Genomic DNA, 25,072 nt, shown 5'->3' on the forward strand with positions numbered 1-25,072 from the left:
TTTTTGTGAGCATTCGCCGAGGCTCTAGACTTCGGGGCCAATTGTTTACGGGTCAGAAACTGTAATTTACGGAGTTATAATGTTCTAAAATAAGTGACCTGAGAATGTTTCAGAAAAGGATTCGCATGTTCCCGCTGAATACTGAACTTGGTGCTGCTTTTTTATCCTGCGGAATGGCTTTTTTCAGCTGGGATCTGGCTGAAGACCGGTTTTATGGTGATGTTGCTCTGGCGGAACTCTTTGGCATCGAAGAGAGCATCATGGCGTCGGGCTTACCAATTCTTGCCTTGATGGACCGTATTGCGATCGATGACCGCGCGCGGGTTGCCGCGTCGATCCATCGGGCGATTACCAGCGGGCAGGTCTATCAGGAGCAATATCGTATCGATCACGCTAAACGCGGCGCAGTTGATGTCCTGTCCGTCGGGCGGTGCCTCAAGGATAATGCGGGAATCCCGTTCATCTATAACGGCACGATCATGGAGGTTTCGAATAGTGTCGCTTCATCCATGCCCGATCCGCTGACCGGCTATTGCAGGTCGGCGCTCGATATCGCCCAAAAAAGGGGGAACGATCTTGCTGCGCGTTATCTTTCTTCGGCGCTTAAAGTCATCGGTGCGGCCTGAAGGGAGAGGGGCAGCGGCTGCACGCTCGACAATCTCTCGATGACAGCAGAAATCCTGGCTTCTCTCTCGGAAGGTGACAGCCGGGTGCCGTTGCCGTCGCGCTTCAATGTCTGAACGAGGCTGAGAAGGGATGCAAGCGAGGAATTCGTATCGGATGTCATCAAGGTGGCCTTGTTGTGTGAAGCGATTCACTACCCTTTCCGTTGCGCCGCAACAACGAATGCCAGATTGTATCTTTGATATATAGTATATTCTAATAGGCGAATGTAACTGATGCGCACATTTCTGATTTCGCTCGCGCAAACGGCGAAAACGGAAATCGGGTGTCGCGTTCAGCTGCCCTCGTGCAGCACGTGAGCAGCCCTTACGGCCGCGGAAGCGCGGTTTTCCACGCCCAGCTTGACGTAGATCTGCTCCAGGTGCTTGTTGACCGTGCGCGCAGACAGGCCGAGAATTTCGCCGATATCGCGGTTCGACTTACCCTTGGCGATCCAGAGAAGGACATCGGATTCGCGCGCGGTCAGCGGAAAATGCTGGCGCAGGACTTCCGTGTCGGGGAGACGATTGTTGGCTGTCAGGCGGAAGAGAAACTCGTCCGCACTCAGGCCACCGAGATAGGAAAGCTGCAGTCCCTTTTCCGCCGCCTCGTCGAGGAAAAAGGCGGCCTCGCGTGAAAAGCCCGGACGGTCGCGCTCCGTCATCCAGGTGGCGACACGCGCGGCAACCATGTCCAGTCCATCGTCGCTGTTGGTGGCGGCATTGATCAGCCGGGTCGCCTGGGGTGTCGACCACTGGATGCTGCCGTCAGCCCTGACAGCCAGCAGGTGGCGACCGGCGGCATCGAGCGCCACACGGGCGCTCTGGGCGGAACGGGCATTGGCGAGATGGACGCGGATGCGGGCTCTGAGCTCATCGATATTGATCGGCTTGGTCAGATAATCGACCCCGCCGGAACCCAGCGCGTGGACGACATGTTCCGTTTCCGTCAAGCCTGTCATGAAGATGACCGGCACCTGGGCGACTCCGGCATTGGTCTTCAGTCGCCGGCAGGTCTCGAACCCGTCCATGCCCGGCATGACAGCATCGAGAAGGATTAGGTCGGGGGTGATCTTGTCGATGATGTTGAGCGCCGACTGGCCGGATGTGGCAATCAGCACGGAAAAGCCGGACTGTTCCAGCGCTTCGGTCAGAAAGCCCAATGCGTCGGGGCTGTCGTCGACGAGGAGGATGATGTCGCGGGGCGTCGTCGTGTCAGCCATCGCTCGTCTCCTCCTTCTCAAGACGCTCCAGGAACTTCATATAGCCGGCCATGTCGAAGGCCTTCAGATAGAGGCCCAGTTCGTCGGCAAACGGACGGTGTGTGTCGTTTGCGGCAAGATCGGCAAGCTTTGCTTCTATCCCTCGCACGTAACCAATCTCTCCAAGCCGCAACAAGTCCTGAACATGGCTCGTCCCCGGACTTTTGACCGGCTTTTTCGCCGCAGAAACGGGGGCAGGCGGCTTCTCGTCGTCATAGATCCAGGTGAGTGCCAGATGTGAGGCGAGCTTGTCTGCCAGACGGCGCAGGTTGACCGGTTTGGCCAGCGTATCGTCATGGCCTTCGCCGGTGGTATCGGCGGTCGCGCCGTCGCCGATATTGGCCGAAAGCATGATGACCGGCGCGATCTGCCCTTCCTCGCGCAGACGCGCGACAAGCTGCCAGCCGCTCATGCCGGGCATGGAAATATCGACGAGAAACAGGTCCGGCTTCACGCCCTCGATCAGCGTCAGGCATTCCGGGCCATCGGATGCGGTCAGCACGACGAAGTCCATCGGGGTGAGCACTTCCCGCATCAGGTCACGGTGATCCTGATTGTCGTCGACAACAACGATCGTGCGGCGCGGACCGGTATAGGAGACGATCCTGCGCTCCGCTGCCGGTGCCGTGTTCGGCCGCTCTATGGCCGACAGCATCAGCCTGACACGGAATGTGGAGCCTTCGTCCTTGACGCTCGAAACGGCGATTTCGCCACCGAGCGTGTTGGTGAGAAGCTGGGTAATGGTGAGGCCGAGGCCGAGGCCCGGCATGGGGCGGATATTATCCGCCTCACCGCGCTGGAAGGGTTCATAGATGCGCCCGAGATCCTTCTCCGCGATGCCGCGGCCGGTGTCGGAAATCGTGAAGGTTGCGACCTGGCTGCGATAGGCGATTTCGAAACGGACCTTGCCTTCGTCGGTGAATTTTATCGCATTGGAGAGAAGATTGACGAGGATCTGGCGCAGCCGCTTTTCGTCGGTGCGCACATATTGTGGCAGAGCTTTTGCGCGAACGTGCTCGAACTGCAGGCCCTTTGCCTGCGCCTGCAGCGAAAACATCTCGACGATCTGGTCGAGAAAGTCCTGGATGTTGATCTCGTTGGAATAGACCTGCAGTCGGCCTGCCTCGATTTTCGATATGTCCAGCAGCCCGTCGATCAGGCCCGACAGATGGTCGGCCGAACGCTTGATAACCTTGATCGCCGACTGGCGCGGGGGAGGGATGGTCTCGTCGCGTTCGAGAATCTGTGCATAGCCGAGCACGGCATTCAGCGGCGTGCGCAGTTCGTGGCTCAGGCCGACGACATAGCGGCTTTTGGCGCGGTTGGCCGCCTCCGCATTTTCCTTGGCGTTCTGCAGCGCGGCATCGGTCTTCTTGTGGGCGGCGATTTCCTTGAGCAGCAGCGTGTTCTGGCGCGAGGATTCCTCTTCCGCTACGACGCGGCTGTCATGGGCGAGAACATAAAACCACGAAACGATGCCGGCGATGATGGCGAAGACGAAGAAGACGATGGAGATCGTGCCGTAGATGATCTCGGCATTCGCCGGTGCCGCTTCGCCCGCCTGATAGCCGACCATGGCAAGGATCGCGCCCATCAGCGAAATCGAGACGACGGCGGTCGTTGCATAACGCCCGAGCCGGGTCGTCAGCCTGGCGATGATATGTTCGGAGAGGAAGGTGCGGGCGACGGTGCCGACCTGGGTATTGAGGCGTGCATGCGGCTTGCACATGTCGTGGCAGCGGCTGTCGAGCGAACAGCAGAGCGAACAGATCGGTGCCGCATAGGCCGGGCACCAGGCCATGTCCTCGTGTTCGAAAGGGTGTTCGCAGACCGAACAGGTGATCGAACCGAGCGTCTTCCAGCTTTGGCGGGGTTTGCGGGCCAGATAATATTTGCCGCGCGTGGCAAAGGCGATGGCCGGTGAGATGACGAAGGCAGTCAGCGTCACATAGGTGGCTAGCGACACCATCAGCTCGCCGAACAGGCCGAAATGGGCGGCGAGCGCAATCGTCGCCGCGCCGAACATCGCGCCGAGGCCGACCGGGTTGATATCATAGAGATGGGCGCGCTTGAACTCGATGCCGGGTGGCGAAAGGCCAAGTTTCTTGTTGACGAAGAGATCGGCGGAAATGGTGCAGAGCCAGCTCATCGCGATGATGGAGAAGATGCCAAGCGTTTCTTCCAGCAGGCGGTAGATGCCGAGTTCCATCAGGAGAAGCGCGATCGCCACGTTGAAGACCAGCCAGACGACACGGCCGGGATGGCTGTGGGTCAGGCGGGAGAAGAAGTTCGACCAGGCGAGCGAACCGGCATAGGCGTTCATCACGTTGATCTTCAGCTGCGAGACGACGACGAAGGCTGCCATAAGCAGCAGGGCTGCAGTCTCGTTCGGGATCATGTAGCCGAAGGCGGCAAAATACATATGCGCCGGGTCTGCCGCTTCATCGATCGGCACGCCGGTCGACAGCGTCAGCACGGCGAGGAAGGAGCCGGCGAGAAGTTTCGGTACGCCGACCACGACCCAGCCCGGACCGGCAAGGAAGACGGCGAGCTTGTGGCGCCATTTGCGCATGCCTTCCGGCGGCAGGAAGCGGAGAAAGTCCACCTGCTCGCCGATCTGTGGCATCAGCGCCAGGATGACGGCGGAGGCCGCGCCGAATTCGACGAGATCGAAGGGGGCAGTGCCACCGACCTCGGCATTCGAGTGGCCGACGCCGGCAAAGGCGCGCCAGAGATCGAATTTATCCCAGTCGAGAAAGGCGATGAAGATGAAGGGCAGGATGTTGAGGACGATCCAGAAGGGCTGGGTGATGAGCTGGAAACGCGAAATCAGCTGCACGCCGTAGATGACAAGCGGGATCACCACCACCGCGCTGATGATGTAGCCGATCCAGAGCGGTATGCCGAAGGCGAGCTGCAGCGCGCCCGTCATGATCGAGGCCTCGATGGCAAAGAGCATGAAGGTGAAGCTCGCATAGATCAGCGAGGTGATGGTCGAGCCGATATAACCGAAAGATGCGCCGCGAGTGAGAAGGTCGATATCGACGCCATGGCGGATGGCATAACGGCTGATCGGCAGGCCGACGATGAGCATGACGATCGCCGCAGCAAGGATGGCGAAAAAGGCGTTGGTGGTGCCGTAAGAGAGTGTGATCGCGCCGCCGATCGCTTCCAGTGCCAGGAATGAGATTGCCCCGATGGCCGTGTGGGAAATGCGGCTCGACGAAAACCTGCGTGCGCTTTTGGCGGTGAAGCGCAGCGCATAGTCTTCCAATGTCTGGTTCGCGACCCAGCGATTGTAATCTCGCCGGATCGGAATGATCCGCTGCCGTGCCGCCATGCCCTAATTTTCATCCCTTGGGAGGAGTGACCGTCAATTGGGCAGTTTCGGTGTTGGCGCGTGGTTTTGCAACCGAATTAACGGGTTCAGTGCGAGACGCTTTTCGAAAACAGGTTGACGACGATCACGCCCGAGATGATCAAGCCAAGGCCGATGATGGCGGCGAGATCCAACGACTGGCGAAAGAGCACGACGCCGATTGCCGAAATCAGCACGATGCCGAAACCGCTCCACAGCGCATAGGCAATGCCGACCGGCATTTCGCGCAGCGTGATCGACAGGAAGAAGAAGGCGGCACCGTAGCAGAGAGCCATGCCGAGCGTCGGCAGAAGGCGGGTGAACTGCTGGCTCTGCTGGAGCAGTGTCGTACCGACAACCTCGAGCGCGATGGCGGTGAACAGAGAGCCGTAGGTGATGAGGGCGGGATTCACGTCTTGTCCTTGAATGTGAGAGAGAGCAGGTGTTCAGCCAGCGCTTCGCGCGTCTCAGCCTCCACACCCGAATATTCGAGAAAACCGGCGAGCCAGAGACCGTCGGCGGCATAACGGGCAATCCCGAGATTAGGCCCGCTGTCGGTTTCAGCGTGGCGCTCAAGGCGCGCAGCATACCACTGCGACCACATGGTCTTCATTTCGGGATCTGTGAGGGATGACAGCGGCAGGGCGTTCCAATTGGCCGCACCCTGACTTTCGGCGGTCGCAAAAGCGCGAATATAGGCACGGGTGAAGCGACCGTGGCTCTCCGGGTCTTCTGCCAGCAGTTCATCGATCTCAGCATCCAGTTGTTCAAGAAGATCCTGGAATACTGCCTGAACAAGAGCCTGCTTGTTTGGAAAGTGGTGCAGAAGCCCGCCCTTGGTGACATGCGCGGCATCGGCCACGGCCTGCAGCGTCATGGCTGGCAGGCCCTGTTCGAGCGAGATCTGCGCTGCGCAATCCAGAAGGGCGCGGCGGACGATCTCGGGCTGTTTCTTTCGCTCATGGGATTCACTCATGGGTGAAACATACCAGATGGTCGGTTTGTTTTTCAATCGACTGAGCCATCACGTTTTCGCAAAGCCGGCCTGCAGGAAAACACGGCCAATCCAGGCTAGTGGGGCAGGGACCGGGAGGGCGATATATCTGCGACGAATTGCGGGGAGAGTTCGCGCGCCAGCTTGCGGCGGATCGCAAGCGCGTAATCCGACTGATTGGCGACCTGCATGGTAAAGCCGCCGGTGCCGTTGACAACGGATCGGGTATAATAGGAGGCGAGTGCTTCGTCGTCGCTGGTTATGGCGAGTGCGTTGATCGTCACGCCCATCCGCATGGCGCGCAACCGGGCCTGATAGAGTGTCGCCCGCAGGCGACGCTTCGGGGCCGTCGTTTCCCGTCCGTCGCCGGAGAGATTGATCAAGGCGCGATGGGTGCATAATCGCTGATCGGAGAGCATGTCGAGTGCCGACCAGAGGCCGCTGCCGATATTGGTGTCGCCATAGACATGCCGTTCGGTCCTTTCGAGTTGGCGAGCGAAATCCTCGGCTTCAAAACCGTGCGGCACGATGAACCAGCCGAGATCCTGTGTCGGGAACTCGCCATCGCCCCAGAAGACCGCGGCGAGTGCCACGGTGCCCGCTTGGCGCATGGCGGATTTCACGCTCTCGTCGCGAAAGGCCGCGGCGATCGCCGATTTCTGAAACTGGAATTCCGTGTCGGTCACGCTGCCCGATCCATCGATCGCCAGCACCAGCGCCACATCGGCGCAAGTCAGCGGCTCTGCCGATGCCTCTCCGCACGCAAAAATGCACAGCGCCAGTGACGCTGCCTTCCCCCATCGAGACATCTCGCCCTCCAGCCCTCTCGATCGAGGCGTTTTAGCATAGATTGAAATACGCGCCTATGACGAAATCCGTCTGGCCTTCATCACAGCTGCAGCTTTGCCCCCGCTGCCTACGTCATTTTGCGTATGTGGTTTTGCAGTCCAGCGCCCGATAGTCCCCTCAGGCAACGGTCAACGTCACCGTTGTGCCAAGAAACCAATAAAGAGGGGGTTTGATCCTATGAGCTTCAAGGCGAAACTGGGCGGAGCACTGCTGGCTGCCGCACTTTCCACCACCGCTTTCCACGGCGCATTCGCGGCCGACGACACGATCAAGATCGGCGTTCTTCACTCGCTCTCCGGCACGATGGCGATTTCGGAAACGACGCTGAAAGACGCCATGCTGATGCTCGTCGAAGAGCAGAACAAGAAGGGCGGCGTGCTGGGCAAGAAGCTCGAAGCCGTCGTCGTCGACCCGGCTTCCGACTGGCCGCTGTTTGCCGAAAAGGCCCGCCAGTTGATCTCCCAGGACAAGGTCGCCGCCGTATTCGGTTGCTGGACCTCGTCTTCGCGCAAGTCCGTTCTGCCGGTCTTCGAAGAGCTGAATTCGATCCTCTTCTATCCGGTTCAGTATGAGGGTGAAGAATCCTCGCGCAACATCTTCTACACGGGTGCCGCCCCGAACCAGCAGGCCATCCCGGCCGTCGATTATCTGGCTGAGACCGAAGGCGTCGAGCGTTGGGTTCTCGCCGGCACCGACTATGTCTATCCGCAGACGACCAACAAGATCCTGAAGGCCTACCTGATGTCCAAGGGCGTCGCGGAAGAGGACATCATGATCAACTACACGCCGTTCGGTCATTCCGACTGGCAGACGATCGTCTCCGACATCAAGAAGTTCGGCTCCGCCGGCAAGAAGACCGCCGTCGTCTCCACCATCAACGGCGACGCCAACGTTCCCTTCTACAAGGAACTCGGCAACCAGGGCATCAAGGCCGAAGACATTCCGGTCGTCGCCTTCTCCGTCGGTGAAGAAGAACTCGCCGGCCTCGACACCGCGCCGCTCGTCGGCCATCTCGCCGCCTGGAACTATTTCCAGTCCGTCGATGCACCGGTCAATGCCGAGTTCATCAAGACCTGGCATGCCTACACGAAGAACGACAAGCGCGTCACCAACGACCCGATGGAAGCCGCCTATATCGGCTTCAACGCCTGGGTAAAGGCCGTCGAAGCTGCCGGCACGACCGAGACGGACGCTGTTCTCGACTCGATCATCGGCGTTTCCGTCCCGAACCTCTCGGGCGGCACCTCCACCGTCATGCCGAACCATCACATCACCAAGCCAGTGCTGATCGGTGAAATCCAGGCCGACGGCCAGTTCGAAGTGGTGCAGGAAACCGCAGCCGTCGTCGGTGACGAATGGTCGGATTACCTGCCGGATTCCAAAGACCTGATCTCCGATTGGCGCAAGCCGATGGAATGCGGCAACTTCAACGTCGCCACCGGCAAATGCGGCGGCAAGGGTAGCTGATAGGCATCCTCTTGTTGGTGGGGGCTTACCCCCTCACCAACAAAATCTAAGACTTAGCCTTTGGCTAAGATCTTGATTTTGTAACCTCTCCCACAAGGGGAGAGGTAGGCGCCGAGGGTGCCGCACCCGCCAGTATCTCTCCCCTTTGTGGGAGAGAAAGCGATTTCAACATCTTAGCGCAGCTAAGTGTTAGAAATCGCAAGTGAGGGGATCTGCGGCGGAAACGTCGACGGAGATGGGCCACATCATGACCTTTAGAATTTTTTCCGGGGCCTTTGTCGCCTTCTTGCTTTTCGCCTGTGCCGCTTTCGCACAAGGCACCGACCCCAAGCCACTGTTTAACCAGCTGGCCGATGCCAACTTCAATGCTGCGGAAAAGCTCGTCGCTGAAATCGCCGCGACCGGGAACCCGCGCGTTGTTCCAGCGCTGAACGCCTTTTCCGAGGGCGATCTCTATTTCCGCAAGTCCGACAAGGCGGTGTTTGCCGCCAAGGCTGCCGGCTCGCAGCTTGAGCTGATCGACCCGGTCACCGGTGAGAGCGCCGGCCAGGTGGCCAAGAGTGCCGTCACTAAGATCAAGGTCAACAACAATCTACGCCGCGCCATCCGCGCGGCTCTCGGCGGATTGACGCTGATGAGCCCGGATCGTGGAGCGCGCCTTTCCGCCGCCGATGCCATACTGCGTGCTCCGAGCGCCGAAGCACTCGAACTGGTCGAGGCCGCACTCGTCAAGGAAACCGACGGCGAAGTGAAGGCCCGCATGGAAGAGGCGCGCGCCGTGTCACTCCTCTCCTCCGATCGTTCCGTCGATGAAAAGCGTGCGGCAATCGAAACCATCGCCGGTCTCGGCGCTTCAGGGCTCGGCGTCCTGAACTCCGTTTCAGGTACGATCGACCCCGGCCTCAAGCCCGATCTCGATGCGGCGATCGCCTCGATCCAGAACGAACAGCAGCTCTGGAACCTCGCCCAGAACGTCTGGTACGGCATGTCGCTCGGCTCCGTGCTACTGCTTGCCGCCATCGGCCTTGCCATCACCTTCGGCGTCATGGGCATCATCAACATGGCGCATGGCGAAATGGTCATGCTCGGCGCCTATTCCACCTTCATGGTGCAGCAGGTGATCCGCGAAAACGCGCCCGGCCTGTTCGACTGGTCGCTGGCGATAGCGCTTCCCGTCGCCTTCCTCGTCACGGGAGCCGTCGGCTTCGTCATCGAGCGCGGCGTCATCCGTTTTCTCTACGGCCGGCCGCTCGAAACGCTGCTGGCCACCTGGGGCGTGTCGCTCATCCTGCAGCAGGCGATCCGCACGATCTTCGGCCCGACCAATCAGGAAGTCGGCAATCCCTCCTGGATGTCCGGTTCCTTCCCGCTCGGCGGCATGACGATCACCTATAATCGGATGTGGATCATCGTCTTCTCATTGACGATCTTCTTCGCGCTTCTCTTCGTGATGAAAAAGACCGCCTACGGCCTCAACATGCGCGCCGTCACCCAGAACCGCCGCATGGCGTCTTCGATGGGCATCCGCACCCCTTGGGTCGACGCGCTCACCTTCGCGCTCGGATCGGGCATCGCGGGCATTGCCGGCGTGGCGCTTTCCCAGATCGACAACGTCTCTCCCAATCTCGGCCAGAGCTACATCATCGACTCATTCATGGTCGTGGTCTTCGGCGGGGTCGGCAATCTCTGGGGCACGCTGGTCGGGGCGCTTTCGCTCGGCATCCTCAACAAGTTCCTCGAACCCTCCGTCGGTGCCGTGCTCGGAAAGATCCTCGTGCTCGTTCTCATCATCCTCTTCATCCAGAAACGTCCGCGCGGTCTCTTCGCGCTCAAGGGAAGGGCGGTGGAAGCATGATTACCGGCTTCATCCTGCGTGCCCTCGAAGGCAAGATCGTCATCGCCGTCGGCATTCTGCTCGCCGTCGCCATCATCGTGCCGGCGCTCAATCTCCTGACGCCGCCGGACAGCGCCTTCCATATCCCGACCTATGTCATGGCGCTGATGGGCAAGTATCTCTGCTATGCGCTTCTGGCGCTGGCGCTCGATCTCGTCTGGGGCTATTGCGGCATCCTCTCGCTCGGCCACGGCGCCTTCTTCGCGCTTGGCGGTTATGCGATGGGCATGTATCTGATGCGCCAGATCGGCTCCCGCGGCGTCTACGGCAATCCCGACCTGCCGGATTTCATGGTCTTCCTCAACTGGAAGGAATTGCCGTGGTTCTGGTACGGATTGGACATGTTCCCGTTTGCCATGGCCATGGTGCTGATCGTGCCCGGCCTGCTCGCCTTCGTCTTCGGTTGGTTCGCCTTCCGGTCCCGCGTCAACGGCGTCTATCTGTCGATCATCACCCAGGCGATGACCTATGCACTGATGCTCGCCTTCTTCCGCAACGATATGGGTTTCGGCGGTAATAACGGCCTGACCGATTTCAAGGACATTTTGGGCTTCCAGGTCCAGGCCGGCGGCACGCGTGCGGTTCTCTTCGCCATGTCGGCTTTTATGCTGGCGCTTTGCCTGATCGTTGCCTCGGCCATCACCCGCTCGAAATTCGGCAAGGTTCTGGTCGGCGTGCGCGACGCGGAAAGCCGGGTCCGCTTCCTCGGTTTTCGTGTCGAAAACATAAAACTCTTCACCTTCGTCGTCTCGGCCATGTTTGCCGGCATTGCCGGTGCGCTCTTCGTGCCGCAGGTCGGCATCATCAATCCGGGCGAATTTGCCCCGGCCAATTCGATCGAAGTCGTGGTCTGGACCGCTGTCGGCGGCCGCGGAACTCTGATCGGCCCGATCATCGGCGCGATCCTCGTCAATGCCGGCAAAAGCTTCTTCACCGGCGCCTTCCCGGAATTCTGGCTGTTTGCGCTCGGCGGCCTGTTCATTGCCGTCACGCTGTTCCTGCCCAAGGGGATTGTTGGCACGATCCAGCACGGCTGGAACGCCCGCAAGGCCTTGAAGGCGGCAGCGGATGCGGAAAAGGGCAGGGATGCCGGCGCAGCACCTACCGTGCAACAGGTCCAGGCAGCGGAGTGACATCATGAACACGATCTCGGAAACCCGCACCAAAAGCCTTCTCTATCTTGAAGACGTCTCCGTCTCCTTCGACGGGTTCAAGGCGATCAACTCGCTGTCGCTCGTGGTCGAGCCGGGCGAGTTGCGCGCCATCATCGGCCCGAACGGCGCCGGCAAGACGACGATGATGGACATCATCACCGGCAAGACGAGACCTGATACAGGAAAGGTGATCTTCGAGGATACGATCGACCTGACGAAAAAGGACGAGGCCGATATCGCCCAGCTCGGCATCGGCCGCAAATTCCAGAAGCCGACCGTTTTCGAAAGCCACACCGTCTGGGACAATCTGGAACTGGCGCTCAACCGCTCCCGCGGCGTGTTTGCGACGTTGTTCTACACGCTGACGGCAGAAGACAAAGCTCGCATCGAGGAAATACTCGTCACGATCCGCATGACGCATCGAAAGGACGAATATGCCGCCAACCTTTCGCACGGGCAAAAACAGTGGCTGGAGATCGGCATGCTGCTGGCGCAGGAGCCGAAGCTGCTCCTGGTCGACGAGCCGGTGGCCGGGATGACCGATGCAGAGACGGCCGAGACGGCGGTGCTTCTACGCGAGATTGCCAAGACGCGCTCGGTCGTCGTCGTCGAACACGACATGGGCTTCATCCGCGATCTCGGCGTGAAGGTTACATGTCTCGCGGAAGGTTCGGTACTGGCCGAAGGCTCGATCGATTTCGTGTCCAGCGATCCGAAGGTGATCGAGAATTATCTGGGGCGGTGATGGTGAACTCAGCGGCTGTGATACCCCCCTCTGGCCTGCCGGCCATCTCCCCCACAAGGGGGGAGATCAGCTGGGAGCGTGCCTTCTGCCTCAAGCTGGCATCTTTTTCGGCTTCGATTTTCTTGCAGGATCACGTCCGGCCTTCACTCAACCTTCAACAGGGGGCGAGTTATTGCCTCCTTCCGATCTCCCCCCTTGTGGGGGAGATGCCCGGCAGGGCAGAGGGGGGTAATGCCGCCCTCCTGAGCAAACAGGGAGGCACCCCATGCTGACAGTCGACAACGTCAATCTCCATTACGGCGCAGCCCAGGCGTTGCGTGGTGTCTCGATCACCGCCGAGATGGGCAAGATCACCTGCGTGCTTGGCCGCAACGGTGTCGGCAAGTCGTCGCTGCTCCGCGCTGTCACCGGCCAGCATCCGGTTTCCGGCGGCACGATCAGCTTTCAGGGCGAGATGCTGAACGGGCTTGCCCCTTATTCCCGCGCCAAACACGGCATCGGTTATGTGCCGCAAGGCCGAGAGATCTTTCCGTTGCTGACCGTGCAGGAAAACCTGCAGAGCGGTTACGCGCCGCTGGCACGCAAGGATCGTTTCATTCCTGATGAGATTTTTTCGCTGTTCCCGGTCTTGAAAACCATGCTCGGCCGTCGTGGCGGTGACCTGTCCGGCGGCCAGCAGCAGCAGCTGGCGATCGGCCGAGCCATGGTAACGCGCCCGAAAATCCTGGTTCTCGATGAACCGACCGAAGGCATCCAGCCGTCGATCATCAAGGATATCGGCCGGGCGATCCGCTATTTGCGCGATTCAACCGGCATGGCCATCCTGCTCGTCGAGCAGTATCTCGACTTCTGCCGCGAGCTTGCTGATCAAGTCTACATCATGGATCGTGGCGAGATTGTGCATCAAGGCCCCGCCGAAACCTTGGATACGGCAGAAGCAAGGCGGCATCTAACAGTTTAATGGTGAATGTTTGCATGGCTTCTATTCATTGACGCTGTTTCAATACCTGAACCTGTATGCTAGATGAACGGCAGATGAACGACATCTCCGAACATCGATGACAACCCGCACCCCATGATGAGGCGCTGATGGTCTTTGCATGCATTCCTGGTCACCGTTCCCGCTCCGCTCTTGTTCGCCTGACTGCGACTGGAGCGTTTTTCCTGGCCGCCGGTGCGGCCTTTGCCGGCTGCGGCCAATCCATGACGCCGGGTCGTCATGCCATGACGATCGAGAGCGATGGTGTTGAGCGCCAGGCAGTCTATTACGTCCCGTCTTCCTATACCGGCAGAGACAAGGTTGCCGTCGTGTTCGATTTTCACGGCAGTAACAGCAATCCCGATGGTCAGCTGACCCGTTCCTCCTGGGACAAGGTTGCGGAAAAGAACGGTTTCATCGCCGTGGCGCTGCAGGGCAGCCTGCCGGGCAAGGTGGCGGGTACCTTCGCCTGGAATGTTCCGGGCGTCGAGGTCTCCAAGGCGATCATCCCGACCGGCTCCGCCGGCGGTCTAGACGAGATCGCCTTCATCGACGATGCCGTCGATGAGGTGAAGGAAGATTTCTGCGTCGATCCGAACCGCATTTTCGCATCCGGCTATTCCGGCGGCGGGCGCATGCTGTCGGCCTATGTCTGCTCCGGCCAGGACGATTTTGCCGGTGCCGGTTTCGTCAATTCGCTGCGCGCCGGCCGTCCGGTCGAAATCGACGGCAAGTGGGGGCCGGACAAGGCCAACTGCAATCCGGCCAAGCCGATCTCGATCATGGCCTTTGCCGGCGAGAAGGATGCCCAGAACCCCTATGCCGGCGGTGGCGCCGCCTATTGGCAATACGGTTTCAACACGGCGATCCAGCGCTGGAGCGATCTCGACGGCTGCAAAGGCAATGGCGATCCGAAGACGATCGATGGCGTGACCTTCACGATGCTCGGCACCTGCAAGAACGGCGCACGCATCGCGACCTATGTCTTCGAAAAAGGCACGCATGACTGGCCGAAGCCGATTGCCGCCAAGGAAGCCGTGATGGCCGCCGCCAAGGATGGCGCTGCAAGCGTTACCAAGGTCGCTGCCATCGTCCCGGCAAAACAGCCGGCCTTCGACGCCAATGTTGATCCGGCTTTCCGGATGTGGGACTTCTTCGGCAAGGCCGACGCGACGGATGTGGTTGCGACTGCAACACCGGCAAAGTCGAGCGCGTCTGCGAAGTCTGGCACAGCCGTTGCTTCTGACTGCGCAACACAGGCAGCAATCGAAGGTACGTCGTGCAGCAATACCCAGTCGAGCACTATGCGCCGCAGCGGGCAAGGGGTTCAGGACGCCTTGTAACAAAGGCTTTTGGCGGGCGCACGCGGCTCGACGAGTTCTTTCAGGAAGGCTGCGCAAAAATACGGCTGCCTGAAACTTTTTCGCCTGAAATGGAGGCGATCCTCATCAATACGTCAGGGGGACTGACGGGCGGCGACGTGATCGAATGGTCCGTCGCCGCTGCGGCTTCCACGAAGTTGTCCGTTACCACCCAGGCGAACGAGAAGATCTACAAGGCCTCGTCCGGCACGGCCTCGGTTTCCACCCATATCACCGCCGGCGACAATGCTTCCGTCCATTGGCTTCCCCAGGAAACTATCCTGTTCGACCAGGCCTCGCTCAGCCGCCGCCTCGATGTCGATCTTGCCGAAAGTGCTGAATTCCTCGCCGTCGAAGCCGTGCTTCTCGGGCGCCGCGCGATGGGCGAGGCGGTCGCCAACGGGTTTTTCCGCGACCGCTGGCGGGTGCGCCGCAATGGGCATCTGATTCATGCCGAAGAGATGCGTTTCGAGGGCGAGATTGCGCAGATGGCACAGGCCGCAGCGGTTCTTTCCGGTCAGGTCGCCTTCGCCACGCTTTTTCATACGGGTCCTTTAAGCGAAGCGATGCTGCCCAAATTGAGGGAGTGCATCGGCAATGCCGGTGGCGCAAGCTACTGGAACGGCAAGCTGCTTGCCCGCATCGCAGCGCCCACCGGCTTCGACCTGAGAAAAATCCTCGTACCGGCAATTTCCGTATTGCGTAACGGCGCGCCAGTGCCGAAAGTCTGGCATATCTGATTTGCCATATCCAAAGCCGATTGCGGGATTTCCATGAACCTGACCCCACGCGAAAAAGACAAGCTTTTGATTTCCATGGCGGCAATGGTTGCCCGCCGCCGGCTGGAGCGCGGCGTGAAGCTCAACTATCCTGAGGCGATCGCGCTGATCACCGATTTCGTCGTCGAGGGCGCCCGTGATGGCCGCTCCGTTGCCGATCTGATGGAAGCCGGCGCGCATGTGATTTCCCGCGATCAGGTGATGGAAGGCATTCCGGAGATGATCCATGACGTGCAGGTAGAGGCGACGTTTCCAGACGGCACCAAGCTTGTGACCGTTCACGAACCTATCCGGTAAGGGCCGCGCCATGGCACTGGAACTTCGTCCGAACTGCGAATGCTGCGACAAGGATCTCGCTCCCGACAGCCGCGAGGCGATGATCTGCACGTTCGAGTGCACCTTCTGCGCCGACTGTGTCACCGATGTGCTCTCCGGGTTCTGCCCGAACTGCTCGGGTGAGCTTGTGCGGCGTCCGATCCGTCCGGCTGCAGCGCTCGTCCGCAATCCGGCTTCGACCGCGCGGGTTCTCAAGGCCGAGGGCTGCAAACAACAAACTGCTTTAACGGCGTAAGGGAGAGATTCATGATTCCGGGCGAAGTCATTGCCGCAGCAGGAGAAATCGAACTGAATGCAGGCGCGCCGACAATCTCGATCGACGTCTCCAATACCGGCGACCGGCCGGTACAGGTGGGCAGTCACTACCATTTCTTCGAGACCAATAATGGGCTATCCTTCGATCGCGACAAGGCGCGCGGCATGCGGCTCGATATTCCTGCCGGAACCGCTGTTCGTTTCGAACCGGGCCAGACCCGATCCGTGACGCTGATCCCGCTTTCAGGCGCGCGCCGCGTCTTCGGTTTCCAGCAGAAGATCATGGGAGGACTCTGAGATGGCGACGAAACATTATCTCGGCAGCTGCCAGTGCGGCGCCGTTTCCTTCGAGGTCGATGCCGATCTCGACAAAACGGTGACCTGCAACTGCTCGCGTTGCCAGCGATTGGGCAGCGTTCTGGCCTTTGCGACGCCTGATGCGTTTTCGCTGAAATCCGGTGAGGACAATCTCACCGAATACCGGTTCAACACGAAGAAGCTGCAGCATCTGTTCTGCAAGACCTGCGGCATCGAGGGGTTTGCCTATGGCAACTCTCCGATGGACGGTTCCCCGATGGTAGCGGTCAATGTCAACTGCCTGGAAGGCGTCGATCCGCGGGCGCTGACCTCACACCATTATGACGGGGCGGCGGCCTGAGTGATGCTGAAACTCGCTCTCCTGCCGATGCTCTGCGGTTGCGTGCTTCTTCTTGATGCGCCGACTTCCGCACAACAGGTTCAGCCGGATTGCGAGGAGCCGCAGACGCAGGCGGATATGACGATCTGCGCCGGTCAGGATCTGGCGGATGCTGACAAGGCGTTGAACGCGCAATATCAGGTGACGCGCAGGGTGCTGAAGGAGCGTGACGCCGATGCTTCGACAGAGCTGAAGGGCGGCGTAGAGGCATTAGTGAAGGCGCAGCGGGCCTGGCTTGCCTATCGTGACGCGCAATGTGCTTCCGTTGGTTTTCAGGCGCGCGGCGGCTCGATGGAGCCGATGCTGATCTCCATGTGCGAGGCCGACCTGACGCGCAAACGAACCGCTGAGTTGAAGGCGCTTGTCGATAACATGATGTAATTTTTGGAATGGCCTATCGCCATTCCGATGAATTTGTCCGAACTCATATTGCCCGAAGGATTGAGGTAATTCATGTCCTACAAGATGTCCCGTGCCGCCTATGCCTCGATGTTCGGTCCGACCACCGGCGACAAGGTGCGGCTTGCCGATACCGAATTGTTCATCGAGGTGGAGCGCGATTTCACCACCTATGGCGAAGAGGTGAAATTCGGCGGCGGCAAGGTCATTCGTGATGGGATGGGGCAGAGCCAGGCGACACGCGCCGAAGGGGCGGTCGATACCGTCATCACCAATGCTTTGATCATCGACCATACCGGCATCTACAAGGCCGATGTGGGCCTGAAGGACGGCCGTATCCATGGCATCGGCAAGGCCGGCAACCCGGATACGCAGCCGGGCGTGACGATCATCGTCGGCCCTTCCACCGAAGCGATCGCGGGCGAAGGCAAGATCCTGACGGCCGGTGGCATGGATGCGCATATCCATTACATCTGCCCGCAGCAGATCGAGGAAGCCTTGATGTCGGGCGTCACCACCATGCTCGGCGGCGGTTCTGGTCCGGCGCATGGGACGCTCGCGACGACCTGCACCGGTGCCTGGCATATCGAGCGGATGATCGAAAGTTTCGACGCGTTTCCGATGAACCTGGCGCTTGCCGGCAAGGGCAATGCGGCGCTGCCGGCTCCGCTTGAAGAGATGATCCTCGCGGGCGCTTCCTCGCTGAAGCTGCATGAAGATTGGGGCACGACGCCGGCTGCGATCGACAACTGCCTGACTGTGGCCGATCAATTCGACGTGCAGGTGATGATCCACACCGATACGCTGAACGAAAGCGGCTTCGTCGAAGATACGGTTGCCGCCATCAAGGGCCGCACCATCCACGCCTTCCACACGGAAGGGGCGGGGGGGGGCCACGCGCCAGACATCATCAAGGTCTGCGGCAATCCGAATGTCATCCCGTCGTCGACCAACCCGACGCGGCCCTACACGGTCAATACGCTGGCCGAGCATCTCGACATGCTGATGGTCTGCCACCACCTGTCGCCGTCGATCCCTGAAGATATCGCCTTTGCCGAAAGCCGGATCCGCAAGGAGACGATCGCGGCGGAAGACATTCTGCACGATATCGGCGCCTTCTCGATCATTTCTTCCGACAGCCAGGCCATGGGCCGGGTCGGCGAAGTGGCGATCCGCACGTGGCAGACGGCCGACAAGATGAAGCGCCAGCGCGGCCAGTTGAAGGACGAGACCGGCGACAACGACAACTTTCGCGTCAAGCGCTACATCGCAAAATACACGATCAACCCGGCAATTGCGCATGGCGTATCCCACGAAATCGGCTCGGTGGAAGTCGGCAAGCGCGCTGACCTCGTGCTCTGGAGCCCGGCCTTCTTCGGCGTGAAGCCGGAAATGGTGCTGCTCGGCGGCTCGATTGCGGCGGCCCCTATGGGGGATCCGAACGCCTCGATCCCTACGCCGCAGCCGATGCATTACCGTCCGATGTTTGCGGCCTATGGCAAGCTGCGCACCAATTCTTCCGTCACTTTCGTGTCGCAGGCTTCGCTCGACGGCGGTCTTCAACAGCGGCTGGGCGTCGCCAAGAAGCTGGTGGCGGTGAAGAACGTCCGTGGCGGCATCGGCAAGGCGTCGATGATCCACAATTCGGCAACGCCGCATGTGGAGGTCGATCCAGAAACCTATGAAGTGCGCGCGGATGGCGAGCTTTTGACCTGCCAGCCGGCAACCGTGCTGCCGATGGCGCAGCGATATTTCCTGTTCTGATTGGCCATGTATTCCGTCCGGCGCTGCAATGCCAATGACTACGCCAACTGGGCGCAGCTGCGGCATGCGCTCTGGCCGAAGGGATCTGTCGAAGAGCATGTCGCGGATATCGCGACGAGTGAGACAGATGTGATGCTGCGCGGCTATCTTGCCCTCACCGACGGGGAGGAAGCCGTCGGCTTTGCCGAGATTTCCATCCGCCATTATGCCAATGGCGCGACGCGTTCGCCGGTGCCGTTCCTCGAGGGTATCTGGATCGCGCCCGACCACCGTTGCCGCCGTGTTGGCCGGATGCTTATCGACATAATAGCGGCAGATTGTGCGGCGGAAGGTTTTGTCGAGCTTTGCTCCGATGCGGCGATCGACAATAACGGTTCGCAACTTGCGCATGAGGGCTGGGGCTTTGTGGAAACCGAGCGCGTCGTGTATTTCCGCAAGCCCATTTGAGCCGTGCCTCATGTAGGACATTATTCGACAGATTCCGCCCTGGTGCTTGAGCGTTTTTTTGATCCTCGGGTTTAACCCGAGGACGGCCGGGACACGTCGGGTGCCTCGAATTGAATTTTATAAATGACACGCGGCGTGTCCCGTTCGGTGTGTTTCTCTGCGCAACTCCGGTCCGTCTGCGGCGGCTGGGCTTATGTTCTTGCGAACTGCCGGCCGGTATGTGTGCGACACACGCACGTCCCCTGCGATGAGGAGAGGCAGACCATTTTCTGCGCGGCCCCAGACGGTCCGCCTGCATAAGGGCGGCGCATCCGATCACCGGTCCCGCTTCGCCGGTTATGCGGTCCGGTGTAGCCGAAGCGGGACGGGAGCATTCTAGGCACGGGTTTGGAGAGTGGGGATGAAAGAGCGGCTAAGTGGTTGGGATTGTTGGAGCGGGAGTGAGGATCGTCCCCATAGACCCGGAAACTCCTGGAATATTTGCCTGTTCAAGCCGAATTGACGCGGTTGGCGCCTGCTCCAGGTCAACGACCAGATTTCCGGCTTCGTTCAGGGTAATTTGCCGCCTGTGGAGGGCGGCCTCTTTGCCTGTTCAGGAAGAGCCGATTGTGAATTGAGCGCCGGGAGGCTTTGCTTGGCGCTTATCGATAAGAGGACGGTTATGAATTCACTGATAAAAGATCCCGCTGTGGTGCGCCTTGTTTCTCCCGGTGGCGCGTCGGCTGTCGTGTTGCATCATGGCGCGCATCTGGCTTCCTTTACCTCTGTGAAAGGGACGGAAAATATCTATCTGTCCGAGCGGGCCGATTTCTCGCCGGGCAGCGCCATTCGTGGCGGCGTGCCGATCTGTTTTCCGCAATTCTCGATCCTCGGTGATCTCCCCTTGCATGGTTTCTTCCGCAACCAGACATGGACGCCGGTCGATGGCGCAGACGAGCCGGCCGTTGCCCGATTGCGCCTGACCGACACGGCTGAGACGCGGGCGATCTGGCCGCAGGCTTTCGAGGCCGAGTTGAAGGTGATGCTTGAGGATGACGGCATCGAAATCGCCTTGTCGGCGACCAATACCGGTTCCTCCAGTTTTACCTTCACCGCGGCGCTTCACACCTATTTCCGGGTGAATGCGATCAAGGATGTAACGATCAGCGGTCTCCAAAATATCCGCTATCTCGACAAGATCGTCGACAATGCCATTCATACGGAAACGGAAGAACTGCTGTCGATCGACCGTCCGCTCGACCGGGTTTACTACAACGCCGTGGGAGATCGGATACTGGACGAGGGCGGCCGCAAGCTGCGGATTTCCGCCGAGGGCATGCCGGATGTTGTGGTCTGGAACCCGGGCCCCGAGCGCTGCGCGACGATCGCTGATCTTCCCGACGATGCCTGGCGGCATTTCGTCTGCATCGAGGCAGCCGTCGTGGAGCACCCGATTTCGCTTGCGCCGGGTGAAACATGGCGTGGTGTTCAGCGGATCAAGGAGATCTAGAAGCTGAAAGAGTTTCCACTTTTGTTGGATCTACTCCACGGCCGGCCGCTTTCGTAGCGGATCGCGTCGGTGACTTGCCGGTGTGGCGACAGGCTTCGTCTGTCTGCTACGCCGCGTAGCCCTGCTTCCTGTGAATAGCTGCCCTGCAGTGCGACATTTTTTCAAGAAGAATGCTGCGTTGCGGCAAGATTCATTTTAGAGACATTCTCATCTGCTCCTGGACGGGGCGAATGTTCATTCTCATGGAGGCATTGATGCTGGGCAAAAAGGTTCCGCACGTCACTTTCCGCACCCGCGTACGCGACGAGGCCGTTGGCGGCCCGAACCCCTTCCGCTGGCAGGACGTTACCTCGGCGGATTATTTTGCCGGCAAGCGCGTCGTGCTCTTCTCGCTGCCGGGCGCGTTCACCCCGACCTGCTCGACCTTCCAGCTTCCCGACTTCGAAAAGCTGTTCCCCGATTTTCAGGCTGAAGGCATCGATGCCATCTACTGCATGTCGGTCAACGATGCTTTCGTCATGAATGCCTGGGCCAAGAGCCAGAACCTTGCAAACGTCACCGTCATTCCGGACGGTTCGGGTGAGTTCACCCGCAAAATGGGCATGCTGGTCGCCAAGGACAATCTCGGCTTCGGCATGCGCTCCTGGCGTTATGGCGCGATCGTCAACGATGGCGTCGTCGAGCAGTGGTTCGAGGAAGAAGGCTATTCCGACAATTGCGAGACCGACCCTTATGGCGCGTCCTCGCCGCAGAACATTCTCGAAAGCCTCAAGGCCCTGAAGGTCGCCGCCGAATAAGGCATGATGCGATCTGAAAATCTTCAAGCCCGGCCTCGTGCCGGGCTTTTTGTTGCCCACTGAGAACTACCCCTTGTGCAGCGCTGCACCTTTGGCAATGATGGCAAAGATTTGCAGTTCAACGGGTTAACCTTCATGCAGCATATCCATTCCTATCGTCCCGCCGGCGAGATTTCCGATCCGCCGATCGATACCGTCAGCCTGCCGCATGACCTGCGGCATCTACGCCGCAAGCTCCTGCATCTGTCGAACGGGGACATGGTGATGCTCGACCTGAAGCAAGCGGTGCTCTTTCACCACGGCGACCGGCTGATGCTTGAGAATGGCGATACGGTCGAGGTGCAGGCGGCACCGGAGAAGCTTTTCGAGGTAAAGGCGCGCGATACGCTGCATCTGATCGAACTTGCCTGGCATCTCGGTAACCGGCATCTTTCGGCCCAGATTGAGGAAGGCCGCATTTTGATCCTGCGTGATCATGTGATCCGGGCCATGTTGCAGGGGCTGGGCGCTGATGTCAGTGATATCGAGGAGCCGTTCCAGCCGGCGCGAGGCGCTTATCATTCTCACGGCGGGCACGGGCACTCTCACGGCCACGACCACCATGGACATGACCATGGTCATCATCACGACTGATCCCGCCCTGTGATGGAAAAGCTGCTTCCTTCCGCTCGCGCGGCGAGTGAACCGATGAATGGTGCGTTGGATACGAAAGCATTGCTACGGCTGATGGCGTGGCTTTCGCCGGCTTTCCCGATTGGCGGTTTTGCCTGGTCGGGCGGGTTGGAGAGGGCGGTTGCCGATGGGCTGGTCGCAAACGCTCGCGATCTTGAAGACTGGCTCTCGACCGTGCTTCGTCGCGGAGCGTTGTGGAACGATGCCGTGCTGTTTTCAGAAGCCTGGCGGCAGGCGGAAGACAGAAAAACGATTGGCGAAGTGGCGGCGCTGGGGCTGGCACTTGCAGGCTCATCGGAACGTTTCAGCGAGACGCTTTCGCTCGGCAAGGCTTTCGTTACTGCTGCTTCCGCATGGCCGCATCCGGTGTTCGAGCGACTTCCGGCTGATGTGCCGTTTCCTGTGGCCGTGGGCGCAATCGCCGCAAGCCACGAGGTGCCCTGCGTGCCGGCGCTGGCTGCATTCCTCCACGCGGCCGTATCACAGGCCGTTTCCGCCGGCATCCGGCTGAGCGTTGCCGGTCAGGCGGAAGGAGTGGCTATCGTTGCAGCACTTGAAGCTGTGATAGACGACCTTTCGCAAAGGGCGGCTTCTACAGGCCTCGGTGACCTCGGAGGGGCGACAGTGCAGGCGGAGATCGCATCACTTCGCCACGAGACACAGCATTCCCGGCTGTTTCGATCCTGAGCCGCCAGAGAAGCATCATCCATCTATTGCTGGTCTGGTTCAGTCATCCTGTGCGATGAGAAGAATCTCGTCGTCGATCGCGTCTGCCAGCGACAGAAGCATTTCCGTGCGGTCAAAACCATAGGATTCCAGCATTTTTAGCATGCTGGAAAGCGCGGCTTCTGCTGCCTTCTGGCAGTCGAGTTGTTTTTCCAATACTTCGGATGTGGATGCAATCGGTTGATAATCCATTCTGATTTCCCCGTTTCCCAGTTCAGGTCTGTCTCAGCATGCGATATTAGGATGCAACTACAATACGTATTATGACGGTGGTGCCGCTCCGTCACAATTTAAATGGCGCGTTTTCTACAGATATCTGAAGATATACTTAATCCGTGAAATCCGGATTACAATTTACTTTTCCGATGCAGAAGATGCGTGAATAGCAGGGCATGCATTCACGGACTATGAGCGACAAATTCCGATTGCGTCGGTCATCCCGCCGATTATTGTCGTTTTGTCATACTGAAAGGGCATTTCATGAAATCGGCAAACGGTCCTCTTCGTGTCGGCATTGGCGGGCCGGTCGGATCCGGCAAGACGCATCTGACGGAAAAGCTGTGCAAGGCGATGCGGGACGAATTCTCCGTCGCGGTCGTTACAAATGATATCTATACCAAGGAAGATGCCGATGCGCTGGTGCGCATGCAGGCGCTTTCGTCGGATCGCATCGTGGGGGTCGAGACCGGAGGATGTCCGCATACGGCGATCCGCGAGGATGCGACGATCAATCTGCAGGCGATCGCGGGCCTCAACGAGCGGTTCCCTGATCTGGATGTGGTGTTCATCGAGTCGGGCGGAGACAATCTCGCCGCGACCTTTTCGCCGGATCTCGCGGACATCACGATCTATGTCATCTCCACCTGCCAGGGGGAGGAAATTCCGCGCAAGGGCGGGCCGGGGATTACCCGTTCGGATCTGCTTGTCATCAACAAGAAGGATCTGGCGCCCTATGTCGGCGTCGATATGGATGTGATGGACCGGGATGCCGCGCGTATGCGTGAAATGAAGCCGCATGTCTTCACCGACCTGAAGCGCGGCGAGGGGGTCGGCCATATCGTCGAGTTTCTGAAACGGCAGGGCGGGCTCTAAGGTCTGCCTGGCGTCTTTAGTCTCTGCGCGTGTCTTTATCCCGAAACCGGTGACCACTTTCGGGAGACATGCTCTAGAAGGGACATAAAAAAGGCCGGCGGTCTAATGACCCGCCGGCCTGGCCTGTCGCCGGACACCCCTGTGGCAACAGACCGCTACGAAGGCTGCGTCGTCTCGCGCGCCTTCGAGCCTAGATGTTCCTGAGTGCCTGAACGTCGCCGACCTGAATGATGCGACCCCTGACGGTTACGCCGACGCGGCGCAGGCTGGAGAAGGCGCGGGAGAGCGCTTCCGGCGCGAGGCCAAGCATGCCGGCGAGCAGGCTCTTCTGGAACGGCAGGCGGATGGAAGCCGAACTCCCGTCAGCCGGGCAGCGGCTGAGGATATAGTTGGCCACGCGCTGCGGTGCAGTGAAAAGCCGGTCGTTGGCGATGCAGTCCATCGTGCCGACCAGATGCCGGGAGATCGCGGAGATCAGCGCCTTGGCGATTTCCGGATCCTGCTGGGCGAGGTCGCGCACGGCCTGCATGTCGAAACGGGCGAGCGTTGCGGGTTCCGCCGTCTGTGCGTTGCAGCTGTAGACATCGTTGCTGAACAGCAGGTGCTCGGCAAATGTCTCGCCGGGAGCGCAAACCATGATGTCGGCTTCACGGCCTTCGCGGCTTAGCCGGAAAAGCCGGACATAACCGTTCAGCACGCAATAGAAGGCGTCGGCGGTTTCGCCTTCGCGCATCACGAATTTGCGGGCCGGAAGCGTGCTGATCGTCATCATGGACATCAGCCGGACAAGGGCACTGTTGCCCAGCCCTGCCAGAAACGGTGCTTTCATGAGCACTGCCCGGTCCCGATTGCTGAGTTTCAGACTGCTGTTCATCTCGCTCTCTCTTCCCTTCT

27 protein-coding genes are annotated in these 25,072 nt (G+C 59.8%); 20 read left to right on the forward strand and 7 right to left on the reverse strand.

Annotated features, from left to right (window positions below; translation table 11 throughout):
* The first annotated feature begins 125 nt into the window (after positions 1-125).
* A complete protein-coding gene (locus JNB91_RS00555) occupies positions 126-626 on the forward strand; it encodes a PAS domain-containing protein (RefSeq protein WP_220323569.1) in 501 nt (166 codons plus the stop codon).
* Between the two features lie 332 nt (positions 627-958).
* Here the strand turns inward: JNB91_RS00555 and JNB91_RS00560 are convergent, their stop codons facing one another.
* The 5 genes from JNB91_RS00560 to JNB91_RS00580 form a co-directional block, all read right to left on the reverse strand.
* Complete coding sequence (locus JNB91_RS00560; RefSeq protein ID WP_220323570.1) at positions 959-1,885, reverse strand: response regulator; 927 nt, start codon at positions 1,883-1,885, stop codon at positions 959-961.
* Positions 1,878-5,264, reverse strand: a complete 3,387-nt coding sequence (locus JNB91_RS00565) for a hybrid sensor histidine kinase/response regulator (protein WP_220323571.1) — start codon at positions 5,262-5,264, stop codon at positions 1,878-1,880. Before JNB91_RS00565 ends, JNB91_RS00560 begins: the two co-directional genes overlap by 8 nt.
* Positions 5,265-5,350: 86 nt before the next feature.
* Entirely contained in the window at positions 5,351-5,695 is a 345-nt protein-coding gene (locus JNB91_RS00570) for a DMT family transporter (protein WP_346269232.1), read from the reverse strand.
* Positions 5,692-6,258: a TetR/AcrR family transcriptional regulator gene (locus tag JNB91_RS00575; RefSeq protein WP_220323572.1), complete on the reverse strand. Its 567-nt coding sequence runs from the start codon at positions 6,256-6,258 to the stop codon at positions 5,692-5,694. Before JNB91_RS00575 ends, JNB91_RS00570 begins: the two co-directional genes overlap by 4 nt.
* 95 nt (positions 6,259-6,353) lie before the next feature.
* A complete protein-coding gene (locus JNB91_RS00580; RefSeq protein ID WP_220323573.1) occupies positions 6,354-7,085 on the reverse strand; it encodes a DUF1194 domain-containing protein in 732 nt (243 codons plus the stop codon).
* Between the two features lie 217 nt (positions 7,086-7,302).
* On the opposite strand from JNB91_RS00580, the gene urtA reads away from it, so the two are divergent.
* From urtA to JNB91_RS00670, 18 genes are all read left to right on the forward strand, one after another.
* Positions 7,303-8,592: an urea ABC transporter substrate-binding protein gene (gene urtA, locus JNB91_RS00585; RefSeq protein ID WP_220323574.1), complete on the forward strand. Its 1,290-nt coding sequence runs from the start codon at positions 7,303-7,305 to the stop codon at positions 8,590-8,592.
* A 247-nt stretch (positions 8,593-8,839) separates the two neighbouring features.
* A complete protein-coding gene (gene urtB, locus JNB91_RS00590) occupies positions 8,840-10,447 on the forward strand; it encodes an urea ABC transporter permease subunit UrtB (protein ID WP_220323575.1) in 1,608 nt (535 codons plus the stop codon).
* Positions 10,444-11,619 (forward strand): urea ABC transporter permease subunit UrtC, encoded by a 1,176-nt coding sequence (gene urtC, locus JNB91_RS00595; RefSeq protein WP_220323576.1) that lies wholly within the window; start codon positions 10,444-10,446, stop codon positions 11,617-11,619. Before urtB ends, urtC begins: the two co-directional genes overlap by 4 nt.
* 4 nt (positions 11,620-11,623) lie before the next feature.
* Positions 11,624-12,385, forward strand: a complete 762-nt coding sequence (gene urtD, locus JNB91_RS00600; protein WP_220323577.1) for an urea ABC transporter ATP-binding protein UrtD — start codon at positions 11,624-11,626, stop codon at positions 12,383-12,385.
* A gap of 265 nt (positions 12,386-12,650) precedes the next feature.
* Entirely contained in the window at positions 12,651-13,346 is a 696-nt protein-coding gene (urtE, locus tag JNB91_RS00605) for an urea ABC transporter ATP-binding subunit UrtE (RefSeq protein ID WP_220323578.1), read from the forward strand.
* Positions 13,347-13,474: 128 nt separating this feature from the next.
* Entirely contained in the window at positions 13,475-14,707 is a 1,233-nt protein-coding gene (locus JNB91_RS00610; protein WP_220323579.1) for a CE1 family esterase, read from the forward strand.
* Positions 14,644-15,465 (forward strand): urease accessory protein UreD, encoded by an 822-nt coding sequence (locus JNB91_RS00615; protein ID WP_220323580.1) that lies wholly within the window; start codon positions 14,644-14,646, stop codon positions 15,463-15,465. The genes JNB91_RS00610 and JNB91_RS00615 overlap by 64 nt, the downstream gene beginning before the upstream one ends.
* A gap of 33 nt (positions 15,466-15,498) precedes the next feature.
* Entirely contained in the window at positions 15,499-15,801 is a 303-nt protein-coding gene (locus JNB91_RS00620; protein ID WP_220323581.1) for an urease subunit gamma, read from the forward strand.
* A gap of 10 nt (positions 15,802-15,811) precedes the next feature.
* Positions 15,812-16,075, forward strand: a complete 264-nt coding sequence (locus JNB91_RS00625) for a DUF1272 domain-containing protein (RefSeq protein WP_220323582.1) — start codon at positions 15,812-15,814, stop codon at positions 16,073-16,075.
* Between the two features lie 11 nt (positions 16,076-16,086).
* The gene (locus JNB91_RS00630) at positions 16,087-16,392 is read left to right on the forward strand and encodes an urease subunit beta (protein ID WP_220323583.1); all 306 of its coding nucleotides are present in this window, start codon (positions 16,087-16,089) and stop codon (positions 16,390-16,392) included.
* 1 nt (position 16,393) lies between these two features.
* Positions 16,394-16,753, forward strand: coding sequence for a GFA family protein (locus tag JNB91_RS00635; protein WP_220323584.1), 360 nt, complete (start codon positions 16,394-16,396; stop codon positions 16,751-16,753).
* A 27-nt stretch (positions 16,754-16,780) separates the two neighbouring features.
* Complete coding sequence (locus tag JNB91_RS00640) at positions 16,781-17,173, forward strand: lysozyme inhibitor LprI family protein (RefSeq protein ID WP_223218014.1); 393 nt, start codon at positions 16,781-16,783, stop codon at positions 17,171-17,173.
* A 72-nt stretch (positions 17,174-17,245) separates the two neighbouring features.
* Positions 17,246-18,955, forward strand: coding sequence for an urease subunit alpha (ureC, locus tag JNB91_RS00645; protein WP_220323586.1), 1,710 nt, complete (start codon positions 17,246-17,248; stop codon positions 18,953-18,955).
* Positions 18,956-18,961: 6 nt separating this feature from the next.
* Entirely contained in the window at positions 18,962-19,402 is a 441-nt protein-coding gene (locus tag JNB91_RS00650) for a GNAT family N-acetyltransferase (protein ID WP_220323587.1), read from the forward strand.
* A gap of 661 nt (positions 19,403-20,063) precedes the next feature.
* The gene (locus tag JNB91_RS00655) at positions 20,064-20,891 is read left to right on the forward strand and encodes a D-hexose-6-phosphate mutarotase (protein ID WP_220323588.1); all 828 of its coding nucleotides are present in this window, start codon (positions 20,064-20,066) and stop codon (positions 20,889-20,891) included.
* Between the two features lie 254 nt (positions 20,892-21,145).
* Complete coding sequence (locus JNB91_RS00660) at positions 21,146-21,688, forward strand: peroxiredoxin (protein ID WP_220323589.1); 543 nt, start codon at positions 21,146-21,148, stop codon at positions 21,686-21,688.
* Positions 21,689-21,823: 135 nt separating this feature from the next.
* Positions 21,824-22,321 (forward strand): urease accessory protein UreE, encoded by a 498-nt coding sequence (ureE, locus tag JNB91_RS00665; protein WP_220323590.1) that lies wholly within the window; start codon positions 21,824-21,826, stop codon positions 22,319-22,321.
* Between the two features lie 54 nt (positions 22,322-22,375).
* Positions 22,376-23,047: an urease accessory protein UreF gene (locus JNB91_RS00670; RefSeq protein ID WP_220323887.1), complete on the forward strand. Its 672-nt coding sequence runs from the start codon at positions 22,376-22,378 to the stop codon at positions 23,045-23,047.
* Between the two features lie 39 nt (positions 23,048-23,086).
* Here JNB91_RS00670 and JNB91_RS00675 read toward each other — a convergent pair whose 3' ends face one another.
* Complete coding sequence (locus JNB91_RS00675; RefSeq protein ID WP_220323591.1) at positions 23,087-23,278, reverse strand: hypothetical protein; 192 nt, start codon at positions 23,276-23,278, stop codon at positions 23,087-23,089.
* 288 nt (positions 23,279-23,566) lie between these two features.
* On the opposite strand from JNB91_RS00675, the gene ureG reads away from it, so the two are divergent.
* A complete protein-coding gene (gene ureG, locus JNB91_RS00680; RefSeq protein WP_220323592.1) occupies positions 23,567-24,178 on the forward strand; it encodes an urease accessory protein UreG in 612 nt (203 codons plus the stop codon).
* 190 nt (positions 24,179-24,368) lie between these two features.
* On the opposite strand, the gene JNB91_RS00685 is transcribed toward ureG, so the two are convergent.
* Positions 24,369-25,052 carry a Crp/Fnr family transcriptional regulator gene (locus JNB91_RS00685; RefSeq protein ID WP_220323593.1) on the reverse strand — a complete coding sequence of 228 codons (684 nt, stop codon included), beginning with the start codon at positions 25,050-25,052 and terminating at the stop codon, positions 24,369-24,371.
* Positions 25,053-25,072: the final 20 nt, after the last annotated feature.

This window comes from Aliirhizobium wenxiniae (genome assembly GCF_019511445.1).
In the GTDB taxonomy this organism is placed as follows: Bacteria; Pseudomonadota; Alphaproteobacteria; order Rhizobiales; family Rhizobiaceae; genus Neorhizobium; species Neorhizobium wenxiniae_A.

What these genes read in the sequence shown, in the direction of transcription:
- JNB91_RS00555 (WP_220323569.1), top strand. Translation starts at nt 126, where the DNA reads ATGTTCCCGCTGAATACTGAACTTGGTGCTGCTTTTTTATCCTGCGGA.
- JNB91_RS00560 (WP_220323570.1), bottom strand. Translation starts at nt 1,885, where the DNA reads ATGGCTGACACGACGACGCCCCGCGACATCATCCTCCTCGTCGACGAC.
- JNB91_RS00565 (WP_220323571.1), bottom strand. Translation starts at nt 5,264, where the DNA reads ATGGCGGCACGGCAGCGGATCATTCCGATCCGGCGAGATTACAATCGC.
- JNB91_RS00575 (WP_220323572.1), bottom strand. Translation starts at nt 6,258, where the DNA reads ATGAGTGAATCCCATGAGCGAAAGAAACAGCCCGAGATCGTCCGCCGC.
- JNB91_RS00580 (WP_220323573.1), bottom strand. Translation starts at nt 7,085, where the DNA reads ATGTCTCGATGGGGGAAGGCAGCGTCACTGGCGCTGTGCATTTTTGCG.
- urtA (WP_220323574.1), top strand. Translation starts at nt 7,303, where the DNA reads ATGAGCTTCAAGGCGAAACTGGGCGGAGCACTGCTGGCTGCCGCACTT.
- urtB (WP_220323575.1), top strand. Translation starts at nt 8,840, where the DNA reads ATGACCTTTAGAATTTTTTCCGGGGCCTTTGTCGCCTTCTTGCTTTTC.
- urtC (WP_220323576.1), top strand. Translation starts at nt 10,444, where the DNA reads ATGATTACCGGCTTCATCCTGCGTGCCCTCGAAGGCAAGATCGTCATC.
- urtD (WP_220323577.1), top strand. Translation starts at nt 11,624, where the DNA reads ATGAACACGATCTCGGAAACCCGCACCAAAAGCCTTCTCTATCTTGAA.
- urtE (WP_220323578.1), top strand. Translation starts at nt 12,651, where the DNA reads ATGCTGACAGTCGACAACGTCAATCTCCATTACGGCGCAGCCCAGGCG.
- JNB91_RS00610 (WP_220323579.1), top strand. Translation starts at nt 13,475, where the DNA reads ATGGTCTTTGCATGCATTCCTGGTCACCGTTCCCGCTCCGCTCTTGTT.
- JNB91_RS00620 (WP_220323581.1), top strand. Translation starts at nt 15,499, where the DNA reads ATGAACCTGACCCCACGCGAAAAAGACAAGCTTTTGATTTCCATGGCG.
- JNB91_RS00625 (WP_220323582.1), top strand. Translation starts at nt 15,812, where the DNA reads ATGGCACTGGAACTTCGTCCGAACTGCGAATGCTGCGACAAGGATCTC.
- JNB91_RS00630 (WP_220323583.1), top strand. Translation starts at nt 16,087, where the DNA reads ATGATTCCGGGCGAAGTCATTGCCGCAGCAGGAGAAATCGAACTGAAT.
- JNB91_RS00635 (WP_220323584.1), top strand. Translation starts at nt 16,394, where the DNA reads ATGGCGACGAAACATTATCTCGGCAGCTGCCAGTGCGGCGCCGTTTCC.
- JNB91_RS00640 (WP_223218014.1), top strand. Translation starts at nt 16,781, where the DNA reads ATGCTCTGCGGTTGCGTGCTTCTTCTTGATGCGCCGACTTCCGCACAA.
- ureC (WP_220323586.1), top strand. Translation starts at nt 17,246, where the DNA reads ATGTCCTACAAGATGTCCCGTGCCGCCTATGCCTCGATGTTCGGTCCG.
- JNB91_RS00650 (WP_220323587.1), top strand. Translation starts at nt 18,962, where the DNA reads ATGTATTCCGTCCGGCGCTGCAATGCCAATGACTACGCCAACTGGGCG.
- JNB91_RS00655 (WP_220323588.1), top strand. Translation starts at nt 20,064, where the DNA reads ATGAATTCACTGATAAAAGATCCCGCTGTGGTGCGCCTTGTTTCTCCC.
- JNB91_RS00660 (WP_220323589.1), top strand. Translation starts at nt 21,146, where the DNA reads ATGCTGGGCAAAAAGGTTCCGCACGTCACTTTCCGCACCCGCGTACGC.
- ureE (WP_220323590.1), top strand. Translation starts at nt 21,824, where the DNA reads ATGCAGCATATCCATTCCTATCGTCCCGCCGGCGAGATTTCCGATCCG.
- JNB91_RS00670 (WP_220323887.1), top strand. Translation starts at nt 22,376, where the DNA reads ATGAATGGTGCGTTGGATACGAAAGCATTGCTACGGCTGATGGCGTGG.
- JNB91_RS00675 (WP_220323591.1), bottom strand. Translation starts at nt 23,278, where the DNA reads ATGGATTATCAACCGATTGCATCCACATCCGAAGTATTGGAAAAACAA.
- ureG (WP_220323592.1), top strand. Translation starts at nt 23,567, where the DNA reads ATGAAATCGGCAAACGGTCCTCTTCGTGTCGGCATTGGCGGGCCGGTC.
- JNB91_RS00685 (WP_220323593.1), bottom strand. Translation starts at nt 25,052, where the DNA reads ATGAACAGCAGTCTGAAACTCAGCAATCGGGACCGGGCAGTGCTCATG.